Source organism: Kitasatospora sp. NPDC101235 (genome assembly GCF_044767505.1).
Lineage (GTDB): Bacteria > Actinomycetota > Actinomycetes > Streptomycetales > Streptomycetaceae > Kitasatospora.
In genome coordinates this window covers 241,684-268,473 of the sequence record NZ_JBIWNZ010000002.1, presented here as the reverse complement: position 1 = coordinate 268,473, position 26,790 = coordinate 241,684, and the positions used below count along the sequence as shown (strand labels likewise).

Annotated in this window: 27 protein-coding genes; 13 read left to right on the top strand and 14 right to left on the bottom strand. The window is 74.0% G+C overall.

Features of this window, described 5'->3' with window-relative positions; all coding sequences use genetic code 11:
- Window positions 1–25 precede the first annotated feature (25 nt).
- Together ACIRRH_RS04655 and ACIRRH_RS04650 are read right to left on the bottom strand one after the other, a co-directional pair.
- Window positions 26–619 (bottom strand): DNA-3-methyladenine glycosylase I, encoded by a 594-nt coding sequence (locus ACIRRH_RS04655; RefSeq protein ID WP_403061716.1) that lies wholly within the window; start codon window positions 617–619, stop codon window positions 26–28.
- Entirely contained in the window at window positions 616–1,056 is a 441-nt protein-coding gene (locus ACIRRH_RS04650; RefSeq protein ID WP_403061713.1) for a DivIVA domain-containing protein, read from the bottom strand. The genes ACIRRH_RS04655 and ACIRRH_RS04650 overlap by 4 nt, the downstream gene beginning before the upstream one ends.
- A 181-nt stretch (window positions 1,057–1,237) precedes the next feature.
- On the opposite strand from ACIRRH_RS04650, the gene folP reads away from it, so the two are divergent.
- Window positions 1,238–2,050, top strand: coding sequence for a dihydropteroate synthase (gene folP, locus ACIRRH_RS04645; RefSeq protein ID WP_403062408.1), 813 nt, complete (start codon window positions 1,238–1,240; stop codon window positions 2,048–2,050).
- A gap of 9 nt (window positions 2,051–2,059) precedes the next feature.
- Here the strand turns inward: folP and ACIRRH_RS04640 are convergent, their stop codons facing one another.
- Entirely contained in the window at window positions 2,060–2,869 is an 810-nt protein-coding gene (locus tag ACIRRH_RS04640; protein ID WP_403061710.1) for a TIGR00730 family Rossman fold protein, read from the bottom strand.
- A 111-nt stretch (window positions 2,870–2,980) separates the two neighbouring features.
- Entirely contained in the window at window positions 2,981–4,057 is a 1,077-nt protein-coding gene (gene dapE / locus ACIRRH_RS04635; protein WP_403061707.1) for a succinyl-diaminopimelate desuccinylase, read from the bottom strand.
- 255 nt (window positions 4,058–4,312) lie between these two features.
- Between dapE and ACIRRH_RS04630 the strand changes: the two genes are divergently transcribed.
- Together ACIRRH_RS04630 and ACIRRH_RS04625 are read left to right on the top strand one after the other, a co-directional pair.
- Window positions 4,313–5,371, top strand: coding sequence for a hypothetical protein (locus tag ACIRRH_RS04630; protein WP_403061704.1), 1,059 nt, complete (start codon window positions 4,313–4,315; stop codon window positions 5,369–5,371).
- Window positions 5,372–5,675: 304 nt separating this feature from the next.
- Complete coding sequence (locus ACIRRH_RS04625; protein WP_403061701.1) at window positions 5,676–6,479, top strand: hypothetical protein; 804 nt, start codon at window positions 5,676–5,678, stop codon at window positions 6,477–6,479.
- Between the two features lie 81 nt (window positions 6,480–6,560).
- Here the strand turns inward: ACIRRH_RS04625 and dapC are convergent, their stop codons facing one another.
- Both dapC and fdxA read right to left on the bottom strand, forming a co-directional pair.
- Window positions 6,561–7,709, bottom strand: a complete 1,149-nt coding sequence (dapC, locus tag ACIRRH_RS04620; RefSeq protein ID WP_403061698.1) for a succinyldiaminopimelate transaminase — start codon at window positions 7,707–7,709, stop codon at window positions 6,561–6,563.
- A gap of 21 nt (window positions 7,710–7,730) precedes the next feature.
- The gene (gene fdxA, locus ACIRRH_RS04615; RefSeq protein ID WP_030061559.1) at window positions 7,731–8,057 is read right to left on the bottom strand and encodes a ferredoxin; all 327 of its coding nucleotides are present in this window, start codon (window positions 8,055–8,057) and stop codon (window positions 7,731–7,733) included.
- Window positions 8,058–8,187: 130 nt separating this feature from the next.
- Between fdxA and ACIRRH_RS04610 the strand changes: the two genes are divergently transcribed.
- Window positions 8,188–9,201 carry a GNAT family N-acetyltransferase gene (locus ACIRRH_RS04610; protein ID WP_403061695.1) on the top strand — a complete coding sequence of 338 codons (1,014 nt, stop codon included), beginning with the start codon at window positions 8,188–8,190 and terminating at the stop codon, window positions 9,199–9,201.
- Window positions 9,202–9,286: 85 nt separating this feature from the next.
- On the top strand, window positions 9,287–10,159 hold the full coding sequence (locus ACIRRH_RS04605; RefSeq protein ID WP_403061692.1) for a transglutaminase family protein: 873 nt from the start codon (window positions 9,287–9,289) through the stop codon (window positions 10,157–10,159).
- Between the two features lie 9 nt (window positions 10,160–10,168).
- Here the strand turns inward: ACIRRH_RS04605 and ACIRRH_RS04600 are convergent, their stop codons facing one another.
- Complete coding sequence (locus ACIRRH_RS04600; RefSeq protein WP_224280881.1) at window positions 10,169–10,798, bottom strand: response regulator transcription factor; 630 nt, start codon at window positions 10,796–10,798, stop codon at window positions 10,169–10,171.
- 74 nt (window positions 10,799–10,872) lie between these two features.
- Here ACIRRH_RS04600 and ACIRRH_RS04595 point away from each other — a divergent pair, with 74 nt between their 5' ends.
- Together ACIRRH_RS04595 and ACIRRH_RS04590 are read left to right on the top strand one after the other, a co-directional pair.
- A complete protein-coding gene (locus ACIRRH_RS04595) occupies window positions 10,873–11,817 on the top strand; it encodes a MerR family transcriptional regulator (protein WP_403061689.1) in 945 nt (314 codons plus the stop codon).
- Window positions 11,811–12,302, top strand: a complete 492-nt coding sequence (locus ACIRRH_RS04590) for a GNAT family N-acetyltransferase (protein ID WP_403061686.1) — start codon at window positions 11,811–11,813, stop codon at window positions 12,300–12,302. Before ACIRRH_RS04595 ends, ACIRRH_RS04590 begins: the two co-directional genes overlap by 7 nt.
- Before the next feature lie 65 nt (window positions 12,303–12,367).
- On the opposite strand, the gene ACIRRH_RS04585 is transcribed toward ACIRRH_RS04590, so the two are convergent.
- The 3 genes from ACIRRH_RS04585 to murJ are packed head-to-tail and all read right to left on the bottom strand — an operon-like array spanning window position 12,368 to window position 14,669.
- A complete protein-coding gene (locus ACIRRH_RS04585) occupies window positions 12,368–12,718 on the bottom strand; it encodes a hypothetical protein (RefSeq protein WP_403061683.1) in 351 nt (116 codons plus the stop codon).
- 14 nt (window positions 12,719–12,732) lie between these two features.
- The gene (locus tag ACIRRH_RS04580) at window positions 12,733–13,053 is read right to left on the bottom strand and encodes a hypothetical protein (RefSeq protein ID WP_403061680.1); all 321 of its coding nucleotides are present in this window, start codon (window positions 13,051–13,053) and stop codon (window positions 12,733–12,735) included.
- Window positions 13,050–14,669, bottom strand: a complete 1,620-nt coding sequence (murJ, locus tag ACIRRH_RS04575) for a murein biosynthesis integral membrane protein MurJ (protein ID WP_403061677.1) — start codon at window positions 14,667–14,669, stop codon at window positions 13,050–13,052. The genes ACIRRH_RS04580 and murJ overlap by 4 nt, the downstream gene beginning before the upstream one ends.
- A gap of 143 nt (window positions 14,670–14,812) precedes the next feature.
- Between murJ and ACIRRH_RS04570 the strand changes: the two genes are divergently transcribed.
- Complete coding sequence (locus ACIRRH_RS04570) at window positions 14,813–15,478, top strand: response regulator transcription factor (protein WP_403061675.1); 666 nt, start codon at window positions 14,813–14,815, stop codon at window positions 15,476–15,478.
- A gap of 3 nt (window positions 15,479–15,481) precedes the next feature.
- Window positions 15,482–16,900, top strand: a complete 1,419-nt coding sequence (locus ACIRRH_RS04565) for a sensor histidine kinase (protein ID WP_403061672.1) — start codon at window positions 15,482–15,484, stop codon at window positions 16,898–16,900.
- On the opposite strand, the gene ACIRRH_RS04560 is transcribed toward ACIRRH_RS04565, so the two are convergent.
- The 4 genes from ACIRRH_RS04560 to ACIRRH_RS04545 form a co-directional block, all read right to left on the bottom strand.
- A complete protein-coding gene (locus ACIRRH_RS04560; protein WP_403061669.1) occupies window positions 16,897–18,147 on the bottom strand; it encodes a sensor histidine kinase in 1,251 nt (416 codons plus the stop codon). The two genes, ACIRRH_RS04565 and ACIRRH_RS04560, sit on opposite strands and share 4 nt — an antisense overlap.
- 8 nt (window positions 18,148–18,155) lie before the next feature.
- Window positions 18,156–18,878 (bottom strand): ABC transporter permease, encoded by a 723-nt coding sequence (locus ACIRRH_RS04555; protein ID WP_403061666.1) that lies wholly within the window; start codon window positions 18,876–18,878, stop codon window positions 18,156–18,158.
- Window positions 18,875–19,828: an ABC transporter ATP-binding protein gene (locus ACIRRH_RS04550; protein ID WP_403061663.1), complete on the bottom strand. Its 954-nt coding sequence runs from the start codon at window positions 19,826–19,828 to the stop codon at window positions 18,875–18,877. The genes ACIRRH_RS04555 and ACIRRH_RS04550 overlap by 4 nt, the downstream gene beginning before the upstream one ends.
- Window positions 19,829–20,054: 226 nt before the next feature.
- On the bottom strand, window positions 20,055–22,208 hold the full coding sequence (locus ACIRRH_RS04545) for an alpha/beta fold hydrolase (RefSeq protein ID WP_403061660.1): 2,154 nt from the start codon (window positions 22,206–22,208) through the stop codon (window positions 20,055–20,057).
- A gap of 314 nt (window positions 22,209–22,522) precedes the next feature.
- On the opposite strand from ACIRRH_RS04545, the gene ACIRRH_RS04540 reads away from it, so the two are divergent.
- The 4 genes from ACIRRH_RS04540 (at window position 22,523) to ACIRRH_RS04525 (ending at window position 26,733) form a co-directional block, all read left to right on the top strand.
- Entirely contained in the window at window positions 22,523–22,717 is a 195-nt protein-coding gene (locus tag ACIRRH_RS04540) for a DUF2304 domain-containing protein (RefSeq protein ID WP_224280869.1), read from the top strand.
- Window positions 22,718–22,795: 78 nt separating this feature from the next.
- Window positions 22,796–23,731 carry an N-acetyl-1-D-myo-inositol-2-amino-2-deoxy-alpha-D-glucopyranoside deacetylase gene (mshB, locus tag ACIRRH_RS04535; protein WP_403061657.1) on the top strand — a complete coding sequence of 312 codons (936 nt, stop codon included), beginning with the start codon at window positions 22,796–22,798 and terminating at the stop codon, window positions 23,729–23,731.
- On the top strand, window positions 23,728–24,186 hold the full coding sequence (locus tag ACIRRH_RS04530; RefSeq protein ID WP_403061655.1) for a DUF6113 family protein: 459 nt from the start codon (window positions 23,728–23,730) through the stop codon (window positions 24,184–24,186). The genes mshB and ACIRRH_RS04530 overlap by 4 nt, the downstream gene beginning before the upstream one ends.
- Before the next feature lie 243 nt (window positions 24,187–24,429).
- Window positions 24,430–26,733, top strand: a complete 2,304-nt coding sequence (locus ACIRRH_RS04525) for a hypothetical protein (protein WP_403061652.1) — start codon at window positions 24,430–24,432, stop codon at window positions 26,731–26,733.
- The last annotated feature ends 57 nt before the right edge of the window (window positions 26,734–26,790 follow it).

The window sequence follows — 26,790 nt, the reverse complement described above, 5'->3', positions numbered from 1 at the left end:
GGGCCGGCTGGCCCGGGCCCGGTGTTCAGCCCTTGGCGCCGGTGCGGACGTGGCAGTCCGCCAGGTGGTCGTCGACCAGCCCGCAGGCCTGCATCAGGGCGTAGGCGGTGGTCGGGCCGACGAAGCGGAAGCCCGCCTTCTTCAGCGCCTTCGCCAGCGCCGTCGACTCCGGCGTGACGGCCGGCACCTCGCTCATCGCGCGGGGGGCCGGTCGGCCCGGATCGACGGCGAACTGCCAGATCAGCGCGTCCAGGCCGCCCTCCAGGTCGCGGGCGACCCGCGCGTTGGCGATCGCCGCCTCGATCTTGGCCCGGTTGCGGATGATGCCGGTGTCGGCGAGCAGGCGCTCCTTGTCCGCCTCGCCGAACTCGGCGACCTCGGCGATCTCGAAGCCCGCGAACGCGGCCCGGAAGCCCTCGCGGCGGCGCAGGATGGTCAGCCAGGACAGGCCGGACTGGAAGGCCTCCAGGCAGACCCGCTCGAACAGCGCGTCGTCGCCGTGCACCGGGCGGCCCCACTCGGTGTCGTGGTAGACCCGGTAGTCGTCGGTGGAGTCGCCCCAGCCGCAGCGGCGCAGGCCGTCCGCGCCGAGCACCGCGCCCTCGGCCGCCTCCGTCACTTCTCCGTCCCCGGCTTCGCGTCCTCGGGGGCCTGCTCCGCGGCCGGCTGCTTGGCGAGCACCACGGCCGGCTCGACCACCCGGGCGAACTGCTCCAGGCCGGGCAGCGGTTCGGCCGCCGGGTCCGGTGCGGTGGTCGCCTCGACCGCGCCGCGCAGGTGGGCGGCGGCCTCCAGCTCGGCGATCCGCGCGTCGCGGTAGACGAGTTCGGCGCCGAGGCGGTCCAGGACGTCGTCCACCTCGTCCATCCGGTAGCCGCGCAGCGCCATCGGCAGGCGCAGCTCGTCCACGTCCGCCTTGCCCAGCGGGCGGTCCTGCGGCAGTCGCGCGGAGATGCGGTCCGGTGCCGCCTCCGGCATCGAGCCGCCCCCGCCGAGCGCCACCAGGGCGGCGCCGCCGACCACCACGGCCATGGCGACCACGATCACCCAGAACACGAGCTGTCCTCCCGAACTCCCGGCCGGTCCGCTATGTGGTGGCAGGTAACCACACTGATCATGACAGCATGGTCCCTTAGTGAGGCCGGGGGCCATCATCGCACCCGCAGGAGCTGTGGAGGAGACATCGGTGGCACTGCGCCTGGGACCGCGGGAATTCGGTGACGACGAGCTGGTGATCATGGCGATCGTCAACCGGACGCCGGACTCGTTCTTCGACAAGGGTGCGACCTTCGCCGACGAGGCCGCCTTCGCCGCCGCGGACCGGGCGATGGCCGAGGGCGCGGCGATCCTGGACATCGGCGGGGTGAAGGCCGGGCCGGGCGACGAGGTCACGGTCGAGGAGGAACTGCGGCGCACCGTGCCCTTCGTGGCCGAGCTGCGCAAGCGCCACCCCGAGGCGGTGATCAGCGTGGACACCTGGCGGCACGAGGTCGGCGAGGCGGTCTGCGAGGCGGGCGCGGACCTGCTGAACGACGCCTGGGGCGGGGTGGACCCGAAGCTCGCCGAGGCGGCCGCCCGGTACGACGCCGGGCTGGTCTGCACCCACGCGGGCGGCGCCGAGCCCCGTACCCGGCCGCACCGGATCGGGTACGAGGACGTGATGGCGGACATCCTGCGCGTGACCGTGGGGCTGGCCGAGCGCGCGGTGGAGCTGGGCGTGCGGCGGGATGCGGTGATCATCGACCCGGGGCACGACTTCGGCAAGAACACCCGGCACTCGCTGGAGGCCACCCGGCGGCTGCCGGAGATGACCGCGACCGGCTTCCCGGTGCTGGTCTCGCTCTCCAACAAGGACTTCGTCGGCGAGACCCTGGACAAGCCGGTGGACGAGCGGCTGCTCGGCACCCTGGCCACCACCGCGGTCTCGGCCTGGCTGGGCGCGCAGGTCTACCGGGTGCACCAGGTCGCGGAGACCCGCCAGGTGCTGGACATGGTCGCCTCGATCCGGGGCACCCGCCCCCCGGCGGTCGCCCGCCGGGGGCTGGCCTAGGCCCGGGCGCTAGATCTCGTCGCCGGGCCGGCGGGCGTCGGCGAGGATCTTCATGACCTCGTCGATCTCGTCGGTGATGTGGAACAGCTCCAGGTCGTGCGGGGCCGCCTTGCCCTGCTCGACCAGGGTGTTCTTCAGCCACTCGTACAGGCCGCCCCAGTAGGCGCTGCCGTAGAGGATCACCGGGAAGCGGGTGACCTTCTTCGTCTGCACCAGGGTGAGCGCCTCGAACAGCTCGTCCAGCGTGCCGAGGCCGCCGGGCAGGACCACGAAGCCCTGCGCGTACTTCACGAACATCGTCTTGCGGACGAAGAAGTAGCGGAAGTTCAGCCCGAGGTCGACGAACTCGTTGAGGCCCTGCTCGAAGGGCAGCTCGATGCCGAGCCCGACGCTGAGGCCGCCGGCCTCGGAGGCGCCGCGGTTGGCGGCCTCCATCGCGCCCGGGCCGCCGCCTGTGATCACCGCGTAGCCGGCCTCGGCGAGGGCCCGGCCGATGGCGACGCCCGCCTCGTACTCGGGCGAGTCGACCGCGGTCCGGGCGGAGCCGAAGACGCTGATCGCGGGCGGGAGTTCGGCGAGGGCGCCGAAGCCCTCGACGAACTCGGAGGTGATCCGCAGCACCCGCCACGGGTCGGTGTGCAGCCAGTCGGTGGGGCCGGTGGTGTCCAGCAGGCGCTGGTCCGTGGTGCTCGTGCCGACCTGGTCCCGGCGCACCAGCACTGGGCCCTTCTGCTTCTCGGGCCAGGCCTTCTTCTTCCGCGGCACCCCGACCTGCTCGGGGCCGTGACCGTAGCGCTTCTCGTCTCCTGTGCCTGTCATGACGAAACCCTACGCCCGCCTTCCCCCGTTTTCAGGCAACGGGGGAAGGTCGGTTGAGCATCCGGAAGATGTCGTTCGGCTGCCGGCCGGACGAGCGGTGCCGCGCGCGGTTCAGCTGGTCAGCCAGCCGCGCAACCGCTCCTCGGCCTCGGCGACGGCGCTCAGCGAGCAGTGCTCCTCCCGCTTGTGCGCCAGGTTCGGGTCACCGGGGCCGTAGTTGACCGCCGGAACGCCGAGCGCGCTGAACCGGGCGACGTCGGTCCAGCCGAACTTGGCCCGGGCCTGGCCGCCGGTGGCCGCCACGAAGGCCTGGGCGGCCGGCTGGGAGAGTCCGGGCAGGGCACCCGCCGCGAAGTCGGTGACGGTCAGCTCGAAGCCGTCGAAGACCTCACGCACGTGCTTCTCCGCGTCCGCCTCGCTGCGGTCCGGCGCGTAGCGGAAGTTGACCGTCACGACGCACTCGTCCGGGATCACGTTGCCGGCCACGCCGCCGTCGATCCGGACCGCGTTCAGGCCCTCGCGGTACTGCAGACCGTCGATCTCCACCCGGCGCGGCTCGTAGTTCGCGAGCCGGGTGAGCACCTCGGCGGCGTGGTGGATGGCGTTGTCGCCGAGCCAGCTGCGGGCCGCGTGGGCGCGCACGCCGGTGAGCCGCACCTGCGCCCGCAGGGTGCCCTGGCAGCCGCCCTCGACCATGCCGCCGCTGGGCTCCATCAGCACCGCGAAGTCGCCGGCCAGCCATTGCGGGTGGTCCTTGGCGAGGTGGCCCAGGCCGTTGCGGTGGGCCTCCACCTCCTCGCAGTCGTAGAAGACGAAGGTGAGGTCGCGGTTGGGCTCGGTCAGCGTGGCGGCGAGGCGCAGCTGGACGGCCACGCCGGACTTCATGTCCGAGGTGCCGCAGCCGTAGAGCAGGTCGCCTTCGACGTACGAGGGGAGATTGTCGGCGATCGGCACGGTGTCCAGGTGGCCGGCCAGGACGACGCGCTCGGCCCGGCCCAGGTTCGTCCGGGCGACCACGTTGTTGCCGTGGCGGTCCACGGTGAGGTGCGGGTAGCCGCGCAGCGCGGCCTCCACGGCGTCGGCGAGCGCCTGCTCGTCGCCGCTCACCGAGGGGAAGTCGACGAGCCGTGCGGTCAGCGCGCCGCCGTCGAGAGTGAGGTCCAGGGGCGTCGGATTCGGGCTGCTCATGGGCGCCAGCCTAGTCCGCCCGGTGCGGCCGCCCCGTGACACGGATCGGACTCGCCGCCCCGAGCCGAAGGGCGCGCCGACGCCGAGAGGGAGAAGCGAGGAGGCCTGAGGAACGAGGGCATCGGAGCGCCGACCGTCGGCGCCGGGTCCGAACGCCCGGAGGCGAGTGGGCGAGCAACGGCAACCGGGGGGCGCCGCACATCCGTCCGAGTGGGTACGGTGTCGGATCAAGAAGCAGGCGCGAGAGGGGCGACGGTGGCCAGGAGAAGGAGCAGCGAGGAGCTGGGCGACGAAGAGGAGCCCACTCGCCGCCGCGGGCCGCTGCGCGCCCTGCTGATGGTGATCGTCGGGCTGCTCGGCCTGGCGCTGGTCGCCGGTCTGGCCGTGGTCGGGATCTGGTGGTTCGGCTTCAAGCCGGGCGTGTCCGAGGAGTGCACGGTGAAGACCGCGGCCGGCAACGGCACGCTGGAGCTGCCGCAGGCCGCCAACGCCGCGACGATCGCCGCGGTGGCGCGCTCGCGCGCGCTGCCGGACCGGGCCACCACGATCTCGCTGGCGACCGCCATGCAGGAGTCCAAGCTGCGCAACCTCGCGGGCGGCGACCGGGATTCGATCGGCCTCTTCCAGCAGCGGCCGTCGATGGGCTGGGGCACCCCGGCGCAGATCTCGGACCCGGTGTACGCGACCAACAAGTTCCTGGACGGCCTGGTCAAGGTCCCCGGCTACACCCGGATGCCGCTGACCGACGCCGCGCAGACGGTGCAGAAGAGCGGCTACCCGCAGGCCTACGCCAAGCACGAGACCAGGGCGACCCTGCTCACCTCGGCGCTGGCCGGCCGGGAGCCCGCCTCGTTCTCCTGCGTGGTGCACGACTACGCCAAGCCGGACCCGGCGGACTCCGCCTCCGCCACCCCGGGCGCCACCGCGACCCCGGCCGCCGCGCCGGACCGGGCCCAGGTGCTGTCCGACCGGGTGCGCCGGGAGTTCGGCCGCACGGTGACCCCGGCGACCGGCTACACCTCGACCATCAAGGGCGCCGAGAACGCCGTCTCGCTGACCCCGGACCCGGCCACCGCCGCGCTGACCTCCTCCTCGGACGCGGGGGCGGACGGCGGGGTGGGCGCCGAGCGGGCCGGCGGCTGGGAGGTCGCCCACTGGGCGGTCGCCCAGGCCCAGCAGTTGGGCATCGCGACGGTCGCCTACGACGGGAAGATCTGGCGCAAGTCCAAGTCCGAGGACGGCTGGCAGACCCAGACCTCGGGCACCTCGACCAAGCTCGTCCAGGTCACGCTGGCCCCGGCCGACAAGAGCTGACGCACAGGTGTTCGGGTTGCCGCCGGACGGGTGATTCTGGTCAACCCCGGTGGACCGACCGCCCGTTCCGGCGAACCGGGGTGGAGAACCGTCACTCCCCTTGGCCGGGGCCGGTTCAGCCGTGTCCGACCGGGGCCGGAGGGCTGCCCCGCTGCGGTCGTACGATCCGATGGTCGGTCAGGAAGTTTCCTTGCGTCGGCCGAAACCTTCTGGCTTCTCAAGCGGTAACAACGTCGTCCGCCCGGTCGGCCACGCCCGGTCCCTTGGGCGGACGGGACGGACCCAGACCCCTTCGAGGAGCCCCATGTCTCACCCCCTCACGCGCCGGATCGCCCAGGCCGCGCTCGTCGTGGCCGCCGGAGCGACCCCGCTGGTCGCGGCCGGCTCCGCGTCCGCCCTGGGCGGGGACGCCCTGCTGCCCAAGAGCGACCTCGCGGCGCCGCTGGGCCAGCTGACCAACTCCGACGCCGGTTCCACCCTCCAGCACACCACCCACCAGCTCGGCCAGGCCGCCGGCACCACCGGCGCGGCCACCGTCGCCGCGGGCGTACCGGCCTCGGCCGACGCCGCCGGCAACGTCGTCGCCCAGCAGCTGCCCGAGGCGAACGAGAAGGCCGGCACGCTGACCGCCCCGGTCGACCAGACCGCCGCGACCGCCGGCCAGCTCTCCTCGGTCACCCCGAAGGTCGCCTCGACACTGGCCGGCAAGCTCGGCGAGGCCGTCACCGGCAAGGCCGCGGGCACCCGCAGCGCCACCGCCGGCACCAGCCCGCTCGGCGGGCTCACCGAGGCCGGCTCGGTCACCCAGGCCCTGCCGGGCGCCGAAACGCTCACCGGCGCCGTCCCCGGCGGCACCGCCGTCGCCGACGCGCTGCCGGTCGGCGCGGTGCAGCGGGCGCTGCCGCTCGGCTCGGTCGAGCACGCCCTGCCGTCCGACCTGCCCGCCACCGACGTGCTCGGCCTGGCCGAGCACGGGTCGGCCAACCGCCTCGGCGGTGCCGACCTCGGCTCGAACAACCCGCTGTCCGGCCTCACCGGCTTGCTCGGCCCGGTCGGCGGCGTGCTGGGCGGTGCCAACGGCGGCAGCATCAGCGGCCTGCCGCTGTAACCCCCGTTTCCGGGGAGCATGCCGAAGGGGGCCGGTGTCCGTGACACCGGCCCCCTTCGCCGTACGGTCTCCCGCGTGCGGTCAGCGCGCCGCGCCCAGCCGCTCCACGGCCGCGGCGACCCGCTCGTCGGTCGCCGTGAACGCGACCCGCACGAAGCGGTCGCCGGCCGGCCCGTAGAAGTCGCCGGGTGCCACCAGGATGCCCAGTTCGGCCAGTTCGGCCACGGTCTCCCAGCACGGGCGGTCCTGGGTCGCCCACAGGTAGAGGCTCGCCTCGGAGTGCTCGATCCGGAAGCCGTACGCCTCCAGCGCCGCCCGCAGCGCCGAGCGCCGGGCCGCGTACCGCTCGCGCTGCTCGGCGACGTGCGCGTCGTCCGCGAGCGCGGCGACCGTCGCCGCCTGCACCGGCGCCGGCACGATCATGCCGCCGTGCTTGCGCACCTCCAGCAGCTCCTTGACCACCACCGGGTCACCCGCCACGAAGGAGGCGCGGTAGCCGGCCAGGTTGGAGCGCTTGGAGAGCGAGTGGACGGCCAGCAGGCCCTCGTGGCCGTCGCCGCAGACGTCCGGGTGCAGGACGGAGACCGGGTCGGCCTCCCAGCCCAGCTCCAGGTAGCACTCGTCGCTGACCAGCAGGGCCCGGTGCTCCCGGGCCCACTCGACGGCGCGGCGCAGCTCGTCCGCGCCCAGCACCCGGCCGGTCGGGTTGGACGGCGAGTTCACCCAGAGCAGGCGCACCCGGGAGCCGTCCAGCTCGTCCACCGAGTCGTACTCGACCGGCTCGGCGCCGCACAGCCGGGCGCCCACCTCGTAGGTCGGGTAGGCCAGGCGCGGGTAGGCGACCTGGTCGCCGGGGCCGAGGCCGAGCTGGGTCGGCAGCCAGGCCACCAGCTCCTTGGAGCCGACGGTCGGCAGCACGGCCTGCGGGCCGATCTGCGCGCCGAGCCGGCGGTGCAGCCAGCCGGCGATCGCCTGGCGCAGCTCCAGCGGGCCCCAGACGGTCGGGTAGCCCGGCGTGTCGGTGTGCGCGGCCAGCGACTTCTGGATCACCTCGGGGACCGGGTCCACCGGGGTGCCGACGGAGAAGTCGCAGAGCCCGCCGGGGTGGGCCAGGGCGGTCGTCTTGTACGGCTCCAGCTTGTCCCAGGGGAAGACCGGGAGCTTGTCCGAAACGCGGCGCGCCGCCCCCGGGTGGCCCGGGAACGGCGCGCGCGTGCTGTTGGTGCTCACAGCTGATTTGCCACCAAATCGTCAGTGGTCGGCGTTCTGCGGCGGCAGAGCGGCGATGAACGGGTGGTCACGCTCGATCAGGCCGAGCTTGGAGGCGCCACCGGGCGAACCCAGGTCGTCGAAGAACTCGACGTTCGCCTTGTAGTAGTCCTTCCACTCCTCCGGAGTGTCGTCCTCGTAGAAGATCGCCTCGACCGGGCAGACCGGCTCGCACGCGCCACAGTCGACACACTCATCCGGGTGGATGTAGAGCGATCGCTCGCCCTCGTAGATGCAGTCAACCGGGCACTCTTCGATGCACGCCTTGTCCTTCACGTCGACACAAGGCTGCGCGATGACGTAGGTCACGCTGTCGTTCCTCCTCGGAAGGGCCTGGCGGCCCGTTCTGTTCTGCTGCCGTGCGCGGTGAGCGCGGCGTCGTCGATGCCCGCCCCTAGTATCGCGGGTCGGAGACCGCAATTGCACAGGAGGTGGCCAGATGGCGACGGACAACCCGGTCGACGGCCGTCCGGAGGTCCGGATAGACCGCTCTGACGTGGGACGACGCGTGTCCGTCCGCCGCCTCGCGGAGTTCGTGGACGACCGGCCGGTGTTCCGGGATTCGATCGGCGTGCTCACTTCGTGGGACGATCATGGATTGACGATCGTCCCGCGCTCCGGTGAGCCGGTGTTCCTGCCGGAGAAACTGCTGGTCGCGGGCAAGGTCGTGCCGCCGTTTCCGGCCCGGCGCGCCCCCGTGCCGGTCACCGCGCCGGTCGAGCTGCAGCGGATCGCCGGACGCGGCTGGCCGGCCGTCGAGCAGGAGCCGCTCGGCGAGTGGACGCTGCGCGCCGCGGCCGGGTTCACCCGGCGGGCCAACTCCGTCCAGGCCCTCGGGGACCCGGGACTGCCGCTGCCCCGGGCGCTGGAAGCCGTCCGCGACTGGTACGCGGCGCGCGGGCTGCCCGCGTACGTCGAGGTGATCTCCCCCGGCTCGCCCCAGACGCTGGTCGCCGAACTCGACCGGCTCGGGGCCGGGTACGCGCCCACCCTGGTCCGCACCGCCCCACTGGCCGGGCTCGCCCGGACCGGTGCCGGGCACGAGAGGGTCCGGCTGGCGCGGACCGCGGACGCCCGGTGGCTGTCGGTGTACCGGCGGGTGAGCGATGACCCGGCGGTGGAGGAGGCCGCCCGGCAGGTGCTGCACGGCGGGCCCTCGGTCTGGTTCGCCACCGTGCCGGGCGCCCCCGGGCAGCCGCCGCTCGCGATCGGGCGCTGTGTCATCGACGGGGCCTGGGCCTGCTTCGGCGCGATCGAGGTCCAGCCGTACGCCCGGCGGGCCGGGCTGGCGACGACGGTCATGGCGGTGCTCGCCTCGCGCGCGGCCGAGGAGGGCGCGCGCGGCGGGTACCTCCAGGTCGAGGCGGAGAACGCGGCGGCGATCGCGCTCTATGACGGACTCGGCTTCACGACCAGTCACACTTACCACTACGCCCTTCTTCCCCAGGGGTAACCGCCAGGCCGTACCGTCCGTCCGATCGCCCGCTTGCCCGTCCACCGCCTTGTCCGTCCGCCGTACGAAAGCCGTCGCCGTCACCGTGACCGAGCAGAGCAGAGACCGCTTCCGGACCGCCGCCCGCGCCGAGCAGCCCGACCCGGTGCTGCTGTGCCTGCTCGCCGCCGCCGAGCACGGCATGGTGCCCGACCCCGGCGACCCCGGTGAGCCGCCGGGCGTGGACGCGCTGCTCGCCGCCTGCGAGGCCGCGCTGGAGCGGCACGCGGCGGCGGTCCGGGTGGCGGTCGCCGAGCGGGCGCCCACCGGGCCGGAGGAGACCGCCGCACTGCTCGCCGCGGTGCTCGGCGGGCGGGAACGCTTCCACGGGCGGCAGTCGGACTACCGGCGGCTGGAGTCCTCGCTGCTGCCCGAGGTGCTGCGGCGCCGGCGCGGGCTGCCGATCATGCTCTCCCTGGTGTGGATGGCGGTCGGACGGCGGGCCGGACTGACCGTCCACGGCATCGCGCTGCCCGGCCACTTCATCGTCGCGGTCGGCGGCCCGGCGGGCGGCGAGGACTACGTCCTGGCCGACCCGTTCCACGGCGGGCGGCTGCTCGACCCGGAGGACGCCGAGCGGCTGGTCGCCGCCGCCGGGCAGGAGTTCACCCCCGCCCTGCTCACCCCCGCCCAGCCGCTGGAGATCGTGCTGCGGGTGCTCGGCAACATCCGGGCCTGGGCCGCCGACCGCCCCGAGCACGCCCGCACCCAGCTCTGGGCCACCGAACTCGCCCTGCTGCTGCCCCGCCACCCCGCCCAGCTGCGCCTGGAACGGGCCGAACTCCTCATCCGCACCGGGGACTTCCTCGGCGGCTCGGCGGAGATGGACGCCTACGCGCAGATCCTGGACGCCTTCGACCCGGACACCGCCGCCAAGGTCCGGCAGGAGGCCCGGGCGGCCCGGCACCGACTCAACTGATCCCGTTCCCTACAGCCAGCCCTTCTCACGGGCGATCCGGACCGCCTCGGTGCGGTTGCGGGCGTCGGTCTTCTGGATCGCCATGGACAGGTAGTTGCGCACCGTCCCCTCGGACAGGTGCAGCCGCCTGGCGATGTCCGCGTTCACCGCGCCGTCGGCGGCCGCGCCCAGCACGTCCCGCTCGCGCGCGGTCAGCGGGTTCGCGCCCTCGGCCAGCGCGGCCGCGGCCAGCGCCGGGTCGATCACCCGCTCGCCGCGCAGCACCCGACGGATCGCCTCCGCCAGTTCGGCGGCCGGCGCGTCCTTCACCAGGAAGGCGTGCGCACCCGACTCCATCGCCCGGCGCAGGTAGCCGGGCCGGCCGAAGGTCGTCGCGATGACCACCTTCGTCCGGGGCGCCCGGCCGCGCAGCTCGGCCGCCGCCTCGATGCCCGTCATCCCCGGCATCTCGATGTCCAGCACGGCGACCTGCACGTCGTTCGCGAGTACCGCCGCCACCACCTCGTCCCCGCGGCCGACCTGCGCGACGACGTCGATGTCCCCCTCCAGCCCGAGCAGCGCGGCCAGCGCCTCCCGGACCATCCCCTGGTCCTCGGCGAGCAGCACGCGGATCGAGGCCCCGTTGTCAGTGTCGTTCATGGCCACGACCTTAGGGCGTGTCCGAGGGCAACGGGCTTGCGTCTCCGGTAAGGGGAGAGTCCAGAGTGAGGCCCATGGACGGCAGCGACACGCTCTACTCGATCGGCGACTTGGCCCGCCGCACCGGACTCACCGTCAAGGCCATCCGGTTCTACGCCGACACCGGCCTCGTACCGCCCACCGACCGCACCGCCGCCGGCTACCGGCGCTACGACGTCCACGCGCTCGCCCGGCTGGACCTCGTCCGCACCCTGCGCGAGCTCGGGCTCGACCTGCCCGCGATCCGCCGGGTGCTGGAGCGGGAGACCCCGCTGCACGAGGTCGCCGCCGCGCACGCCGAGGCGCTGGAGGTGCAGATCCGCACGCTCCGGCTGCGCCGGGCTGTGCTGCTCGCCGTCGCCCAACGCGGTTCCACACCCGAGGAGATGAAACTCATGCACAAGCTCGCCAAGCTCTCCGACGCCGAACGCCGGCGCCTGGTCCACGACTTCGTCGACGAGGCCTTCGGCGGCCTGGACGCCAACCCGGAGTTCGTCGCCATGATGCGCTCCGCCGTGCCCGAACTGCCCGACGAGCCGCGGGCCGAGCAGGTCGAGGCCTGGGTGGAACTGGGCGAACTCGTCCAGGACCTGGACTTCCGAGCGGCGGTGCGGAGGATGGCCGAACACCAGGCCGCCGAGCGGGCGGACGGGGACCGCACCGGCCTGCACCACGCGCTCACCGAGACCGTACGGTCGCTGGTCGGCACGGCCCTGACGGACGGCGTCGCCCCCGGCTCCCCCGACGCCGACCCCGTTCTCGACGCCCTCACCGCCGCCTACGCCGAGACCTTCGGCCGCCCCGACGACGAGGCCCTGCGGCGTTGGCTCCTCACCCGGCTGGAGACCGCCGACGACCCGCGCGCCGAGCGCTACTGGCAGCTGCTGGCGGTCATCAACGGCTGGCCCGTCCCGGAGAGCCTGGCCGAGGTGTTCCAGTGGTTCACCGAGGCCCTGCGGGCCAGACTGTCGGAATGCTGACCCTGGAACCACTGCGCCCCGACCACGCCGAGGCCCTGCTGGCCTTCGAACGCGCCAACCGCGCGTACTTCGCCCGCAGCATCCCGGACCGCGGCGACGCCTACTTCGCCGAGTTCGCGGACCGGCACGCCGCCCTCCTCGCCGAACAGGCCGAGGGCACCTGCCGGTTCCACGTCATCCGCGACGCGGCCGGTGACCTGGTCGGCCGCGTCAACCTCGTCGACCTCGTCGACGGCACCGCCGAACTCGGCTACCGCATCGCCGAGTCCGCCACCGGCCGCGGCCTCGCCACCGCCGCCGTGGCCGAGGTCTGCCGCCTCGCCGCCACCGCCTACGGCCTGACCACCGTCACTGCCGCCACCACCTTCGACAACCCCGCCTCCCAGGCCGTCCTCGCCCACAACGGCTTCCGGTTCAGCCACGAGTTCCTCCTCGACGACCGCCCCGCCCTCGCCTACCGCCGCAACCTCGCCACCCTCGACTGAACGCCCGTCCCATCCGTGCCCCGGGGGCACCGCACGGTGGAGCGGGGAGCCGGCGGACGTACGGCTCAGAGCCAGCGCCGGGCGGCTTCGACGCTGTCGGCGATGCTGGTGTTGAAGGCGAGGGCGGCCCGGGGGGCGTGGCGGCGTACGAGGTTGACGACGAGCTCGAAGAAGGGCAGCGCCGGTTCGGGCTTGCGGATGCCGCCGCCGATGACGACGACGTCCCAGTCGCGGCCGCCGAGGGCCGCCACGATGGCGGGTTCGGCGGTGTCGTCGGGCGCGACCAGGGTCGCGGCGGCGTCGATGCCGTGGTCGGCGAAGCGGGCGAGTTCGGCGTCGAGGACGGCCATCATGGCGTCGCCGTCCATGCCGGGGACGGCGTGCGGGTCGAAGCCGAGGACGAGAACGGCGGTCATGTCCGGAACGACGCTCACTCTGCCTGCCCGGGTTCCCCCCGGAGGAAGCGGGCCGCGTCGACGAGGGTGAGTTTGGGGTCGGTCCAGGAGCAGACCTCCAGCCAGGAGAGCCGGCCGTCCTCGGCGAAGAGGATGACCTCGCCGTCGGAGCCGATCGCCGCCTCGGCCACCACCTCCGAGCGGGCACCGTCCTGGACACCGGCGAAGAGGGCCGTGCTGCAGCCGCACCGGCAGCGGGACTCGACGCGCAGGTGCGGGACCTGGGCGCGTAGCGGGTGGCCCTCGGGGAGGAGGAAGTCGAGGACACGGGCGACATCGGTGGGAAGGAGAGTCATGAGCGTCTGCGCAATCGTGTGGTGAGGGCGGACAGTTCTTCGATGCGGAGGAGGTGGGCGAGGAGGAGGTAGCCGACCGCGAGGACGGCGACGGCCGGCACGAGGCCGTACCGGGTCGTCCACCAGGCGGCGGCAGCGGCCGGAAGGGCGGCCGACAGCAGCTTCGCGTGGGCTCCCAGGACCCGCAGCGGCCCGAGCCGCCGGCGCAGCAGCAGGGAGGCGGCCACGCAGGTAAGCAGAAACGATCCTCCGTAGCAGCCCGCCATCCCGGTGACGGCCCAGCGCAGCGGCAGCAGCCGGTGGCAGAGCACCGCCCCCAGAGCGGTTGCGGCGACCGGCAGCAGGTTGAGCAGGAAGGGCGTACGGCTGTCTCCGAGCGCGTAGAAGGCACGGGTCAGCGCGTAGCCGGCGGAGTACAGCACCAGGCCGGGCGCGAAGGCGGTCAGCATTCCGGCGATGGCCCGCACGTCGGCGGGATCGGTGCGGCCGTGGCCGAAGGCGAGCGCGCACAGCTGCGGCGCGAGGACCGCGAACGCGCAGGCCGCCGGGACGGTGACCACCCCGATGGTGCGCACGGCACGGGCGAGCAGCGCACGGACGGCCCGCGGGGAGTCGGCGGCCGCGCTGAGCGCGGGAACGGCCGCCGTCACCACCGACACCGTGACCACCCCGTGCGGCACGATCCACAGCAGGTACGCGCTGCTGTACGCGGTGTACCCGACACCCGGCAGCCCGGCCTCGGCGGCCTGCGCGCCGGCCGAGGTCGACAGCCGGGTCACCACCCAGTAGCCCACCTGGTCGCTGAGCACCAGCAGCAGCGTCCACCCGGCGGCCCGCAGCGGCTCGCCGAGCCCCGCCTGCCGCCAGTCCCAGCGCGGCCGCAGCCGCACTCCGGCCGCCCGCAGACAGGGCAGCAGCACCAGGCTCTGCGCCACCACCCCGGCCGTCGTCCCGGCGCCGAGGACGGTCAGGTCGGCGGTGTCGAAGGAACGCCGGCCGAGATAGGCGCCGAACACCCCGATCACCACCAGGTTGTTGAGCACCGGCGCCCACGCCATCGGCGCGAACCGCTGTCGGGCGTTGAGGAGTTGGCCGAGCACGGTGAACAGCCCGTAGAAGAACACCTGCGGCAGGCACAGGTACGCCAGCAGCACAGTCTGGTCCAACTGCCCACCGCCGTACGAGGTGTACGCCCGCACGACGTACGGCGCGCCCGGCACCACCACCGCCGTCAGCACCAGCAGGGCGACCACCAGCACCGTCACCAGCCGGTCGACGTGCGCTGCCCCGCCGTCCTCCGACTCCTTCGCGGCGCGCACCAGATGGGGCACCAGCGCGGTGTTCAGCGCGCCGCCGATCAGCAGCACGAACAGGATGTTGGGCACCGTGTTGGCCACGTTGTACCCGTCCGCGAGCAGCCCCGAGCCGAGGACCGCCACCAGCAGCGCCGAGCGGACGAAGCCGGTGGCCCGGGACACCACCGTCCCGGCCGCCATCACCAGGCTGGGCGGCAGCGCGCGGCGCGGCTTGCGGTGCCGGGCGGCCGTGCCGGCGGCGGTTCTCGCGCCGCCGGCCGGCTCCCGGGCCCCGACGGCCCTCTCCAGGAGGACGGCCATCCCCAACCTCCTCTCGATCCGGGCACCGGCCCGAGCGGGCCGGTGGAACCGGCGAGAGCATGCACCCGTGTCCCTGAAGCGAGGCTGAGAAAGCTGAAGACCGCTTAAGGAACGGATCCGGCGCCGGTGGCATCCTGATCCGCATGGAGATTCTGGTGGTGGAGGACGACGCGCAGGTCGCGGCGGCCGTACGGCGCGGCCTGGAGGCCGAGGGGTACACCGTCGACCTCGCCCCGGACGGCCTCACCGGCCTACGGCTGGCCCAGCGGCACGCCTACCGGGCGATCGTGCTCGACATCATGCTGCCCGGCCTGAACGGCTACAAGGTGTGCGAGGCGCTGCGCGCCGACGGCGTCACCACCCCGATCCTGATGCTGACCGCCAAGGACGGCGAGTACGACGAGGCCGAGGGCCTGGACACCGGCGCCGACGACTACCTCACCAAGCCGTTCTCCTACCTGGTCTTCCTCGCCCGGCTGCGCGCCCTGATCCGCCGCAGCCAGACCCCGGGCCCACTGCTGCGGGTCGGCGACCTGTGGCTGGACCCGACGGGCCGCCGCTGCGGCCGGGGCAGCGCCGAGATCACCCTCACCGAGCGGGAGTTCGCCGTCCTGCGCTGCCTGGCCGAGCATCCCGGCGAGGTGCTGTCCAAGCGCCGGATCGTCGACGAGGTGTGGGACATCGCCTTCGACGGCGAGGAGTCCATCGTCGAGGTGTACGTCAGCATGCTGCGCCGCAAGGTGGACTCCCCGTTCGGCGTCCGCTCGATCACCACCGTGCGCGGCGCCGGCTACCGGCTGGAGGCCTGACCGGTGCTCGGCAGGCTCTCCACCCGCCTGCGCACCTCGCTGGCGGCCGGCCTGGCGGCGCTGCTGCTGCTCGGCGTCGGCGCCTGGTGGCTGCGCGGCCACATGTACGACGCCCAGCTGGCCGCCGCCGAGGCGGACGCCCAGGCCCAGGCCCGCGTGATCAGCAACGGCTACAAGCACGGCCAGCAGCTGGCGGAGAACGGGCAGCTGCCGTACCTGGTGCTGGACCGCGACGGCCGGATACTGGCCATGGGCGGCCCGCTGACCACCCAGCACCTGGCCGGGGATCCGCCCGCCGCCGTACCGAACCTGGCGCCGGACGACTGGCAGTCGGTCCAGCGGGTGACCATCGGACCGGCCGGGGCGGCAGCCGCCAACCGCTACTCGGGGCGCAGCTTCACCGCGATGGGCAGCTGGAGCCCGCTGCTGCGGCAGACCGACGAGAGCGGCCAGCCGGTCAAGCCCATGGTCGGCCCGTTCACGGTGTACGTGCTGGCCACCCCGTTCGCCGCCGAGGCCTCGCTGCGCACCATCGACCCGGTGCTGCGGCTGGGCGTGCCGGTCGCCGCGCTGCTGGTCGCGCTGACGGCCTGGCTGGCGACCAGCCGGGCGCTGCGCCCGGTGGAGGCGATCCGCGCCGAGCTGGCCGAGATCGGCGAGCACCGGCTGGACCGCCGCGTTCCGGTGCCGCCCGCCGGCGACGAGCTCACCCGGATGGCCCGGACCACCAACGCCACCCTGGACCGGCTGGAGCGCTCGGCCGTGCAGCAGCAGCGCTTCGTCGCGGACGCCTCGCACGAGCTGCGCAGCCCGATCGCCGCGCTGCGCACCAACCTGGAGGTCTCGCTGGCCCACCCCGAGCGCACCGACTGGCCGGCCGCCACCCGGGAGGCGCTCACCTCCGTCGAGCGGCTCCAGCAGCTCACCGAGGACCTGCTGTTCCTGGCCCGAGGCTCGCACCCGGGGGCGGGCGGCCAGTTCACCGCCGTCGACCTGTCCGCCGTGCTGCGCGAGCTCGCCGACCAGTACCGCCCGGTCCTCGGCGCCCGGCTCGCCCTGCGGGTGGACGCGCCCGAGGCGGTGCTGGTGCGCGGCAGCCGCATCCGGCTGCACCGGCTGGTGCGCAACCTGCTGGACAACGCCCAGCGGCACGCGGCCGCCGAGGTGGTGCTGTCCGCGCGGCAGGCCGCGCACGGCTGCGTCCTGGAGGTCCGGGACGACGGCCCGGGCGTGCCGCCGGAGGACCGCGAGCGGATCTTCGAGCCGTTCACCCGGCTCGACGAGGCACGCAGCCGGGACGCCGGCGGCAGCGGCCTGGGCCTGGCCATCGCGGCGGACATCGCCACCCGGCACGGCGGCACCCTGCGGGTCGCGCACGCCCCGCGCGGCGCCCGCTTCGTGCTGGAACTGCCGTCGGCCTAGAGGGACTTCGACACGGGCGCGGCCACCGTCCGCAGCGGCACGGAGGCCCGCAGCCGGAAGCCCTTGCCGCGCTTCCCCGGCCCCGCCTCCAGCCGCCCGCCGACCAGCGCCAGCCGCTCCTCCAGCCCGGACAGGCCGTTGCCCGGCTGGGACTTGCCCGGCCCGCGCCCGTTGTCGGTGATCTCCAGGACGGCGTAGTGCTCGCCGCTCGCCTCCCAGCTCTCGTCCGCCGTCACCGTGCAGACGGTGGCGTCCTCGCCGTGCCGGACCACGTTGGTGACGGCCTCGCGCAGCGCCCAGGCCAGCGCGCCCGCCTCCTCGTCGGCCAGCGACGGCCAGGCGTCCACCAGCTCCGGCGCGGCCTCCAGCCGGACCTGCGCGGCGGCCAGCGCGGTACGGGCGGCGGCCAGTTCGACCGGCAGGGTCGGGCGGCGGAAGCCGGTCACCGCCTCCCGGACGTCGATCAGCGACTGCCGGGCGACCTGCTCGATGTCGGCGACCTGCGCCCGCGCCGCCTCGTCCTTGCCGGCGTCCATGAACCGTCCGGCCAGCTCGCTCTTCAGGGTGATCAGCGACAGCGAGTGCCCGAGCAGGTCGTGCAGGTCGCGGGCCAGCCTCAGCCGCTCCTCGGAGGCGGCCAGGTGCGCGACCGCGGCCCGGGCCTCGCGCAGCTCCTTCATGGTGGCGACCAGCCGTTGCAGGCCGGTCATCGCGACGCCGGAGAGGAAGGCGCTGAGCGCGAAGGTGGAGATGTTGTCGACGCCGGCGTGGATCAGCAGGCCGGTCACGACGGTGAGCACGGCCATCCCGACCAGCGCCCGCAGCGCGTGGTTCAGCGGTGTGATCACCGCGAGGCACACCGAGGCGTAGATGAACATGGTCAGGAAGGCGCCGCCGAGCACGAAGGAGGAGGCCACGGCGAGCGCGATCATCGCCGCGACGGTCACCTGGCAGGCGCGCGGCCTCATCCCCGCCTGCGAGCGGAAGATCACCAGCAGGACGTACGAGACCACGAAGACCGCCAGGCAGGCCCAGCCGAACACCTGGCCGGCCAGGCCGTGGCCGCCGTTGACCAGGTCGCTCGCCGGGTAGGCCAGGTAGGTCATCCACAGCAGCATCCAGGCGACCTTGACCAGCAGCTGCCGCCTGGTCTCCACCGGGGAGCCGGGCACGTTCATGAAGGACGCCCGGGCCACGCCCACCTCCGGCTGCTCGTCGGTGCGGTGGGCCTGGCGCGCGTCACTCATGTCGATCATCATGCCTGGCGGCTGTCACGGCGGTACAGCGCCGCGGCAGCGGCCACGAACACCGCGAGGAAGGCGGCCAGCCCGGCGACCGCCACCAGGTCCAGGGAGTGCCCGGGCTGGGTGAAGGTGGCCAGCTTGTTGTACAGGTACACCGGGTTGAACCGGGCGAACGTCTCCAGCGAGCCGCTCACCGGGAACCAGGTGCCGCCGAACAGCGACATCAGCATGTACGTGATCATCACGATGGTCTGCACCGAGTCCGGCGCCGCCGCGTAACCGAGCGCCACCCCGAGCGCGGCGAAGACGAAGCTGCCCAGCCACAGCGCGGCCGCCAGCCCGATCCACTGCGCCGCGCCGAGCTCGACGCCCTGGCTCGCGCCGACCGCGAAGACCACCAGGATCGCCGGCAGCGTGGTCACCGCGCTCGCCCCGATCTTGCCGGAGGTGTACGCCCGGCCCGGCAGCGCGGTCAGCCGCAACTGGCGCACCCAGCCGCTCTTGCGCTCCAGCGAGATCCGCTGCGCGCTGCCGGTGAGCACCGCGCCGACCGCGCCGAAGGTGGCCATCGAGACCATGAAGTAGGTCTTCACCGGCAGGCCGCCGGCCAGCTTGTCGGAGCTGTAGGCGTGGATGAAGAAGAAGTACATCAGCGCCGGGTAGGCGATGGTGAAGAGCAGGTAGCGCCGGTTGCGCAGGGTCCGCAGGATCTCCAGCCTGATCAGGGTGGTCATCGCACGCTCTCCTTTTCGGCGTCGTCCTCGCGGTCCTGCTCCCCGGTGATGGTCAGGAAGGCCTGCTCCAGGCCCAGGCCGGTGACCTCCAGCCCGCGCGGGTACAGGCCCGCCCGGTAGATGCCGGCCACGCTCGCGTCGGCGTCGGCGGTCCGGATCCGCACCGTCCGCACCCCGGGGACCCGCGCGGTGACGTCCAGCGACTGCACGCCGGGCAGCGTGCGCAGCACCCCCTCGTCGGCCGGCCGCCCGTCCGTGTCGTGGAGTTCGAAGGCGATCCGGCGGGCCCCCGCCCGCGCCTTGATCTCCGCCGAGCTGCCGTCCGCGATCAGCCGGCCCCGGTGCAGCACCAGGACGCGGTCGGCGATCGAGTCGGCCTCCTCCAGGTAGTGGGTGGCGAACAGCACCGTGCGCCCGGCGTCGGCCTGGGCCCGCATGCTCGCCCAGAACGACTGCCGCACGCTGACGTCCATGCCGGTGGTGGGCTCGTCCAGCACGATCAGGTCGCTGTCGCCGGCGATGGCCAGGGCGAAGCGGACCCGCTGCTCCTGGCCGCCGGACAGCTTGTCGACCCGTCGCTCCGCCAGCTCGGTGATCCCGGCGTCGGTCAGCACCCCCGTGACCGACCGACCGCGCGGGTGCACGTCGCAGGCGAGCCGGACCAGCTCACGCACCTTGACGTCGGACATCAGCCCGCCGCTCTGCAGCATCGCGCCGACCCGGCCGGCCTCGATCGCCGCCCGCGGGGCGCCGCCGAACAGGGTCACGCTGCCCTGGTCGGGCTCGCGCAGGCCGAGCAGCAGGTCCAGGCTGGTGGACTTCCCGGCGCCGTTCGGCCCGAGCAGGGCGACGGTCTCGCCCGGCCTCAGCACGAGGTCCAGTCCGTCCACGGCGCGCACCCGCCCGTAGCTCTTGCCCACGCCGCGGAAGGCGGCCACCTCGGTAACCATCGCCCCGCTCCTCTCCCCTGACGGTGTCACGCCTGTGGTGTCACAGTCGGTGCTGTTCGCACCACCTCAGAGTCCCGTGCGGGCGGGTCGGGGCGGCAGTGCCCGCCGTCGTGCCTTCGGCATGACGGATGTCATGCCGAAGGCCGGTACCCGGGTCACACCGGTGATCCGGGTACCGGCCGCGGAAGGGCTGGTCAGGGTACGAACGGAAGGGGCGGCACGGGGCTCACACGCCCAGCGAGCGCTTCACGAAGTCGACCTGGAGCAGCTGCAGGTTCTCCGCGACCTCCTCCTGCGGGGTCATGTGGGTGACGCCGGACAGCGGCAGTACGGTGTGCGGGCGCCCGGCGGCGAGCAGCGCCGAGGACAGCCGCAGGGTGTGCGCGGCCACCACGTTGTCGTCCGCCAGCCCGTGGATGATCATCAGCGGGCGCTCCAGCCCGGCCGCGTACCCGTTCAGCGAGTTGGCGGTGTACACCTCGGGCCGCTCGGCCGGGTCGCCCAGGTAGCGCTCGGTGTAGTGGGTGTCGTAGAGCTCCCAGTCGGTCACCGGCGCCCCGGCCACCGCCGCGTGGAAGACGTCCGGGCGGCGCAGCACCGCAAGTGCGGAGAGGTAGCCGCCGTACGACCAGCCGCGGATGGCGACCCGGTCGAGGTCCAGCGGGAACTCCCCGGCGAGCGCCTGCAGCGCCTCCACCTGGTCGTCCAGGGTGGCCCCGGCGAAGTCGAAGGCGATCGACTTCTCCCAGGCCGGCCCGCGTCCGGGGGTGCCGCGCCCGTCGGCGACGATCACGGCGAAGCCCTGGTCGGCGAACCACTGCGACTGCAGGTGCGGGTTGTGCGCCTGGTAGACGCGCTGGCCGCCGGGGCCGCCGTACGGGTCCATCAGGACGGGCAGCAGGCCGTCCCGCTCGCGGTCGTAGCCGGTGGGCAGGAAGACGGCGGCCGGGATGCGGCGCTCGCCCGCGAAGCGGAAGACCGGACGGGCGGTGATGACCGGGGTCTCGGCGTACGAGGCGATGGTGGCGACGTCGTCGACCGCCAGGCCCTCGGGCAGATCCCGGGCGACCTGGACCAGGGTGCCGGGCAGGTCGGGCTCGGCGGTGGCCCGGACGGTGATCCCGCCGCCGTGCACCGCGCTGGTGACGGAGGTGAACGGCCGGCCGTTGGCGGACTCCCAGCCCAGCCGCTCGCCGTCGTGGCTGATCCGGCCGACGCCGATCCAGCCGGGCTCGGGGTCGGTCTCCTCCGCGCCGCCGGCGGCGCTGAAGAGCACCTCCTCCTCGGTGACCGCGACGACCGACCGGACGTGCAGGTCGGCTCCGGTCACGGCGCGGTCGCCGATCACCAGCGCCCGGATCCCTCCCTCGTCCGAGATCCGGACCAGCTTGCCGTCCGGGGTCCAGGCCGGCACGCCCGGGAACAGCTCCAGCCAGACGCCGTCCTTCTCCTCGTGCAGCACCTCGGTGGCGCCGGTGGCCACGTCCAGGCCGAGGATCCGCTGGCCGTGCTGGTCGCGGGTCTGGACCAGGAGCAGCGGCACGCCGCCCTTCGACCAGTGGACCCGGCCCAGGTACGGGTAGGCCTCGCGGTCCCAGACCACCTCGGTGCGACCGCCGTGCAGGTCGAACAGCCAGAGCCCGACCTCCGCGTTGGCGGTGCCGGCGGCCGGGTAGGCGACCTCGGCGGGCTCGCGGTCCGGGTTCGCCGGGTCGGCGATCCACCAGCGGCGCACCGGGCTGTCGTCGGCCCGCTCGACCAGCAGTCGGTCACCCTCCGGGGACCACCAGAAGCCGCGGTCGCGGTCCATCTCCTCCTGGGCGATGAACTCGGCCTGCCCCCAGGTGACGTTCGGGCCGTCCGGCGCGACGAGCACCCGGTCGCCGCTGCCGTCGGTGCGGGTCAGCCGCAGCTCGCCGGCGGTGTTGGCGTACGCGACGTGGGCGCCGTCCGGGGACGGTCGCGGGTCCAACAGCGGGCCCTCGGCGGGCAGTTCGGCGGTGGCGCCGGTGGTCAGGTCGGCGGTGAACAGGCGGCCGGAGAGGGCGAAGGCGGCCAGGGTGCCGGCCGTGTCCAGGGCGTAGCCGACGATGCCGGCCGAGCCTTCGCGGCTGCGTTCGCGGCGGGCCTTCTCGGCCGGCGAGAGGTCCTCCTCGCCGCCGCCGAGCAGCGCGGCCGGGTCGGCGACGACCCGCTCCTCGCCGGTGGCGGTGTCGAGGGTCCAGAGCAGGTTGGCCCGGTCGCTGCCCGAGCGCGAACGGAGGAAGACGACCCGCGAGCCGTCCGGCGCGACGGAGAAGGAACGGGGCGCGCCGACGGTGTAGCGCAGGGTCCGCGCGTACTGCCGCGGGAAGGTGTCGGCAGAGGTGTGGGAGGTCATGGCACCAGACCTTATGACGCCGGACCGCCGCCCCCGGATGCGCGTTGATCACTCGTTCGGAGCATCCTCCCCAAGTACGCCCCAAAGAGGTCCAAACCGCCTCCGACCGGCCTATGCGCCCCTCGAATGCCACAACGCCCCGGCGCCCATGGCCTCACCGAGTGTAATTCCCCCCTTACCCATCGGGTATGACTTGTCCGGCGAGTGATCGTCGGACCCCGTCCCGGACCACGGCCACCCGCAGCCCCCAGTCCCGCACTGTCCCTCGCCGCCCTCCCCGGGGGCGGCGTGCCCGAGAAGGGGTGAGAGCCGACATGGCCATGAACATCTCCGCCGCCGTGCTGATGCTGGTCATCGTGGTGATCCTGATCCGCCGGTCCGGCCTGAAGCTGGCGCACGCGATCATCTGCGCGCTGCTCGGTTTCTACCTGGCCTCCAGCTCGATCGCTCCGTCGATCAGCCAGGTCACCAGCAACCTCGCCGGAATGATCAACGGCCTGAAGCTCTGACCCCGTCACCGTGGCCCCGGGGCCTGCCGCCGAACACCCGTCTGCGGGAGTTCGGCGGCAGGCCCTAGGCTTCTTCCCATGACCGCGACTACCGGCCGCCGCCTCCTCCTGGTGCACGCGCACCCAGACGACGAGTCGATCGGCAACGGCGCCACCATGGCCCGGTACGCCGCCGAAGGCGCCCGGGTCACGCTGGTGACCTGCACCCTCGGCGAAGGCGGCGAGGTGATCCCCCGCGACCCTGCCCACCTGACAGCCGGTCGACGGGGGTACCCCCGGCCGGAGGCTGGGGGAGACACCCTCGGCGCGTACCGGATCGGCGAGCTGACCGAGGCGATGCGCGCCCTCGGCGTGACCGACTTCCGCTTCCTCGGCGGCCCGGGGCGCTACCGCGACTCCGGGATGATGGGCGTGCCCGAGAACGACGTGCCCGGCTGCTTCTGGCAGGCGGACGTCGAGGAGGCGGCGGACCACCTGGTCGCGGTGATCCGCGAGGTGCGCCCGCAGGTGCTGGTCACGTACGACGCGAACGGCGGCTACGGGCACCCGGACCACATCCAGGCGCACCGGGTCGCGATGCGCGCGTACGAGCTGGCCGCCGACCCGGCGCACCGGCCGGAGCTGGGCCCGGCCTGGCGGACCGCCAAGGTGTACTGGAACCGGATGCCCCGTTCGGTGATCGAGGCCGGACTCGCCGAGGCCGCCGCCAAGGCGTCCTTCCCGGGCGTCGCACAGCCCGCCGACATCCCCGGCGTGGTCGACGACGAGGCGGTCACCACCGTGCTGGACGGCTCCGCGCACGCGGGGCGCAAGGCCGCCGCGATGGCCGCGCACGCCACTCAGATCACTGTGGACGGCGCCTTCTTCGCGCTCTCCAACGACCTCGCCCAGCCACTGTTCGCCACCGAGTACTACCAGTTGGTGCACGGCCAGACCGGGCCCGGCGAGCCGGAGGACGACCTGTTCGCCGGCCTCGCGCTCGACGCCGCACACGCCGAGGAGGACGCCCGATGAGCAAGCCCGCCGCCCGGCCGCCGCGCCGTCCGCTGGCCGCCGTCGTCCTCGGCACCCGCGAGGAGCGGCTGGCCGAGCCCCAGCCCCCGCGCGCCGCCCGGATCGCAGCCTATGCCCTGTTCTTCCTGCTCGGCATCGCGGTGTCGATCTGCGGATCCTTTGTGCAGGCCCTGTGGCCGCCGGCGGGAGTCCTGCTGGCACTCGCCGCGACCGCCGCCACCTTCTACGGCGGCCTGCGGGTCACCGGCACCCGGCTCGGCGCGGGCATGCCCGTGGCCGGCTGGTTCCTGGCGATGCTGCTGCTGATCGTGCCCCGGCCCGAGGGCGACAACGTGCTGTGGTCCAACACCACCTCGCTGGCCTGGCTGTTCGCCGGCTCGGTACTGGGCGTGATCTGCGCCACTCTGCCCACCCGCACCAGCTGGTTCCCCGGGGTGTCCGGCCCCCCGCGCTGACCTTGGTCGTGCACGGCGTACGGTACCGCGTACGACGAGCAGTCAGGAGCGTACGGCCTTACTCTCATACCGGAGGAACCGGACGTATCAGGATCTGTCCGAAGCCGTTCGCCGCTCAGTTCTTCCCAGTATGGTGGTCCCGCAGAACGCCGTACCCGACCGCCGCCCGCCCCAGTCAAGGCCCGGCGACCACGAACCGCGGTCACGCCGCACGGCCCCCCGCGAACCCGGAGCAGAGCAGCATTGAGCAGCCGCGAATCTGACAACGCCCACCCGACGCCCCGGCGCACGGGTCCGGACGCCTACCCGTCGGGCACCCCGCCCTACGGCACGCCGGGGCTCCCCGGCGGCGACCGGGCCGACGCCGGACCGGGCACCGCGTCGGGCGGCGAGGACGACGGTCCGAAGACCGAGACCACCCTGACCACCCGGGTCCGGATCAACATCCCCGGCTCGCGCCCGATCCCGCCGGTCGTCGTCCGCAGCACCGTCAAGAACGAGGAGGGCCCGGGCGATGACGCCCCGGCCGCCGCCGAGCCCGGCGGCCCGCGGCACCGCTCCGCGCCGGCCTCGCCCGTCCTCGGCGTGATGGAGGACGGCGGCCGCCAGGCCGCCGCACCGGCCCTGCCGCCGGAGTGGCAGATCCCGCCGATCCCGCCGGCCACCTCCGAGTCGGAGTCCACCGGCGCCTGGTTCCGGCCGCGCCAGAAGAAGGCGCCCGCCGCCGAGCCCGCCCCGGCCGCCGTGCCGGCCGGCGCCGCGAGCGCGACGGAGGCCCCGGTCGCGCCCGGCACCGCCGCCGAGCCGCGCCCGCAGGGCGGCGCCCGTCCGGCCGCGGGCCGGGCCGCCCGTGCCAACGGCGCCCCGAACGGCCGTCCGGTGGCGGCCCAGGGCAAGCAGCCGAACCCGGCCTCGCCCGCCGCGCCGTACCGCGCCGAGGCCCCGGTGGAGGAGCCCGGCGTGTACGAGGCCGCCGACCCCTTCGCACCGGTCACCGACCCGTTCGGCACCACCGTCCCGGACGCCGGCGCGCACGGCGGCCGCCCCCGGCGCGACGGCGGGCAGCCGGCCGGGCAGCCGAACGCCGCGCAGCAGAACCGTCAGCAGCGCAACGGACAGCAGCGCAACGGCCGGCCGCGCGGCCCGCAGGCCGGGCCGGCCGCCGAGCCGAACCCGGAGGACACCTCGGTCGACGGCTTCGCGCCGATCCGCGACAACACCCCGCCGCCCGCCGCGATATCCGGCCCGCCCCTGAACGGCGCCCCGCGCGGCGCCGACGGCCATCCGCAGCCGGGCCTGTTCGCCTCGGCCCCGACCGGCACCGACCCGTTCGCCACCCAGCGCCCGACCGCCCCCGGCCAGGACGCCCCCGCCACGCCGGCGGGCCCCGGCGCCCTCTTCCCGGGCGCGCCGGGCACCGCCCCGCAGCCCGGCGGCGACCCCGAGGCCACCGCGGTCACTCCGCTGCCGTCCCCGGCCCCCGGCCCCCGACCCGAAGGCGCCGAGGCCGCCAAGGGTGCCAAGGGTGCCCCCGCGCCGGCCCCCGCCAAGGCGAAGGCCGAGCCCGCCGCCCCCGCCGAGGCCAAGCGCGGCGGCGCCGGCAAGAAGCTCGTCAAGCTGGGCGTCTACGGCGTCGGCGCGGTGTTCTTCCTCGGCGCCGCCGCGTACGGCACCGGCCTGATGCTCAACCAGTCCGACGTCCCCAAGGGCACCGTGGTGCTCGGCGCCGAGATCGGCGGCAGCAGCCGTGACCAGGCGATCCACCAGCTGGACGAGTCGGTCGGCAAGGCCGGCCAGCAGCCGCTCAAGCTGAAGATCGGCGACCAGACCGTGGACCTCGACCCGACGGTCGCCGGGCTGAGCTTCGACACCACCGCCACCGTGGACGGCCTGGCCCAGCACAGCTACAACCCGGTCGACGTCATCAAGTCGCTCAAGGGCGGCACCAAGGCCGTCGCCCCGGAGGTCAAGGTCGACAAGGCCAAGCTCAGGGCCGCCCTCGACGGCCTCGCGGCCGGCTCCGGCCAGGGCCTCCAGGAGGGCTACGTCAAGTTCGGCGACCCCGGCGGCGAGCCGATCGTCGTCCCCGGCCGGGCCGGCCAGGCGGTGGACTCGGCGAGCGCCCTGGAGGTGATCGCGCAGGCCTACCGCGACCGCGCCGACGGCAAGCCCGACCAGCCGATCGCCCTCACCGTCACGGCCGCCCAGCCGAAGATCTCCACCCAGGCCCTCCAGGCGGCCGCCGACAGCCTCGGCAAGCAGGTGGCCGCCGGCAAGGTCCACGTCCTGGCCGGCGCCAAGTCCTGGGACTTCGGCCCGAAGACCGCCGCCAAGGCGCTCACGCTCGTCCCGGACGCCTCCGGCAAGATCGTGCCCAAGTGGGACCTCGACGCGCTCGCCGCCCAACTGGGCACCGCGTTCGACAAGGTGAAGGTCAAGAAGAACGGCCAGGTCACCACGATCACCCCGCAGGACGTCGCCGACGGCATCACCTCGGTGCTGGACAAGACCGGCGACAAGGACCGCACCTTCAAGTTCACGGTCTGACACGTTCGCCGTCCGACCGACCGGCGCCCGCGAGGGGCGGGCCCGTCCGGGCCCGCC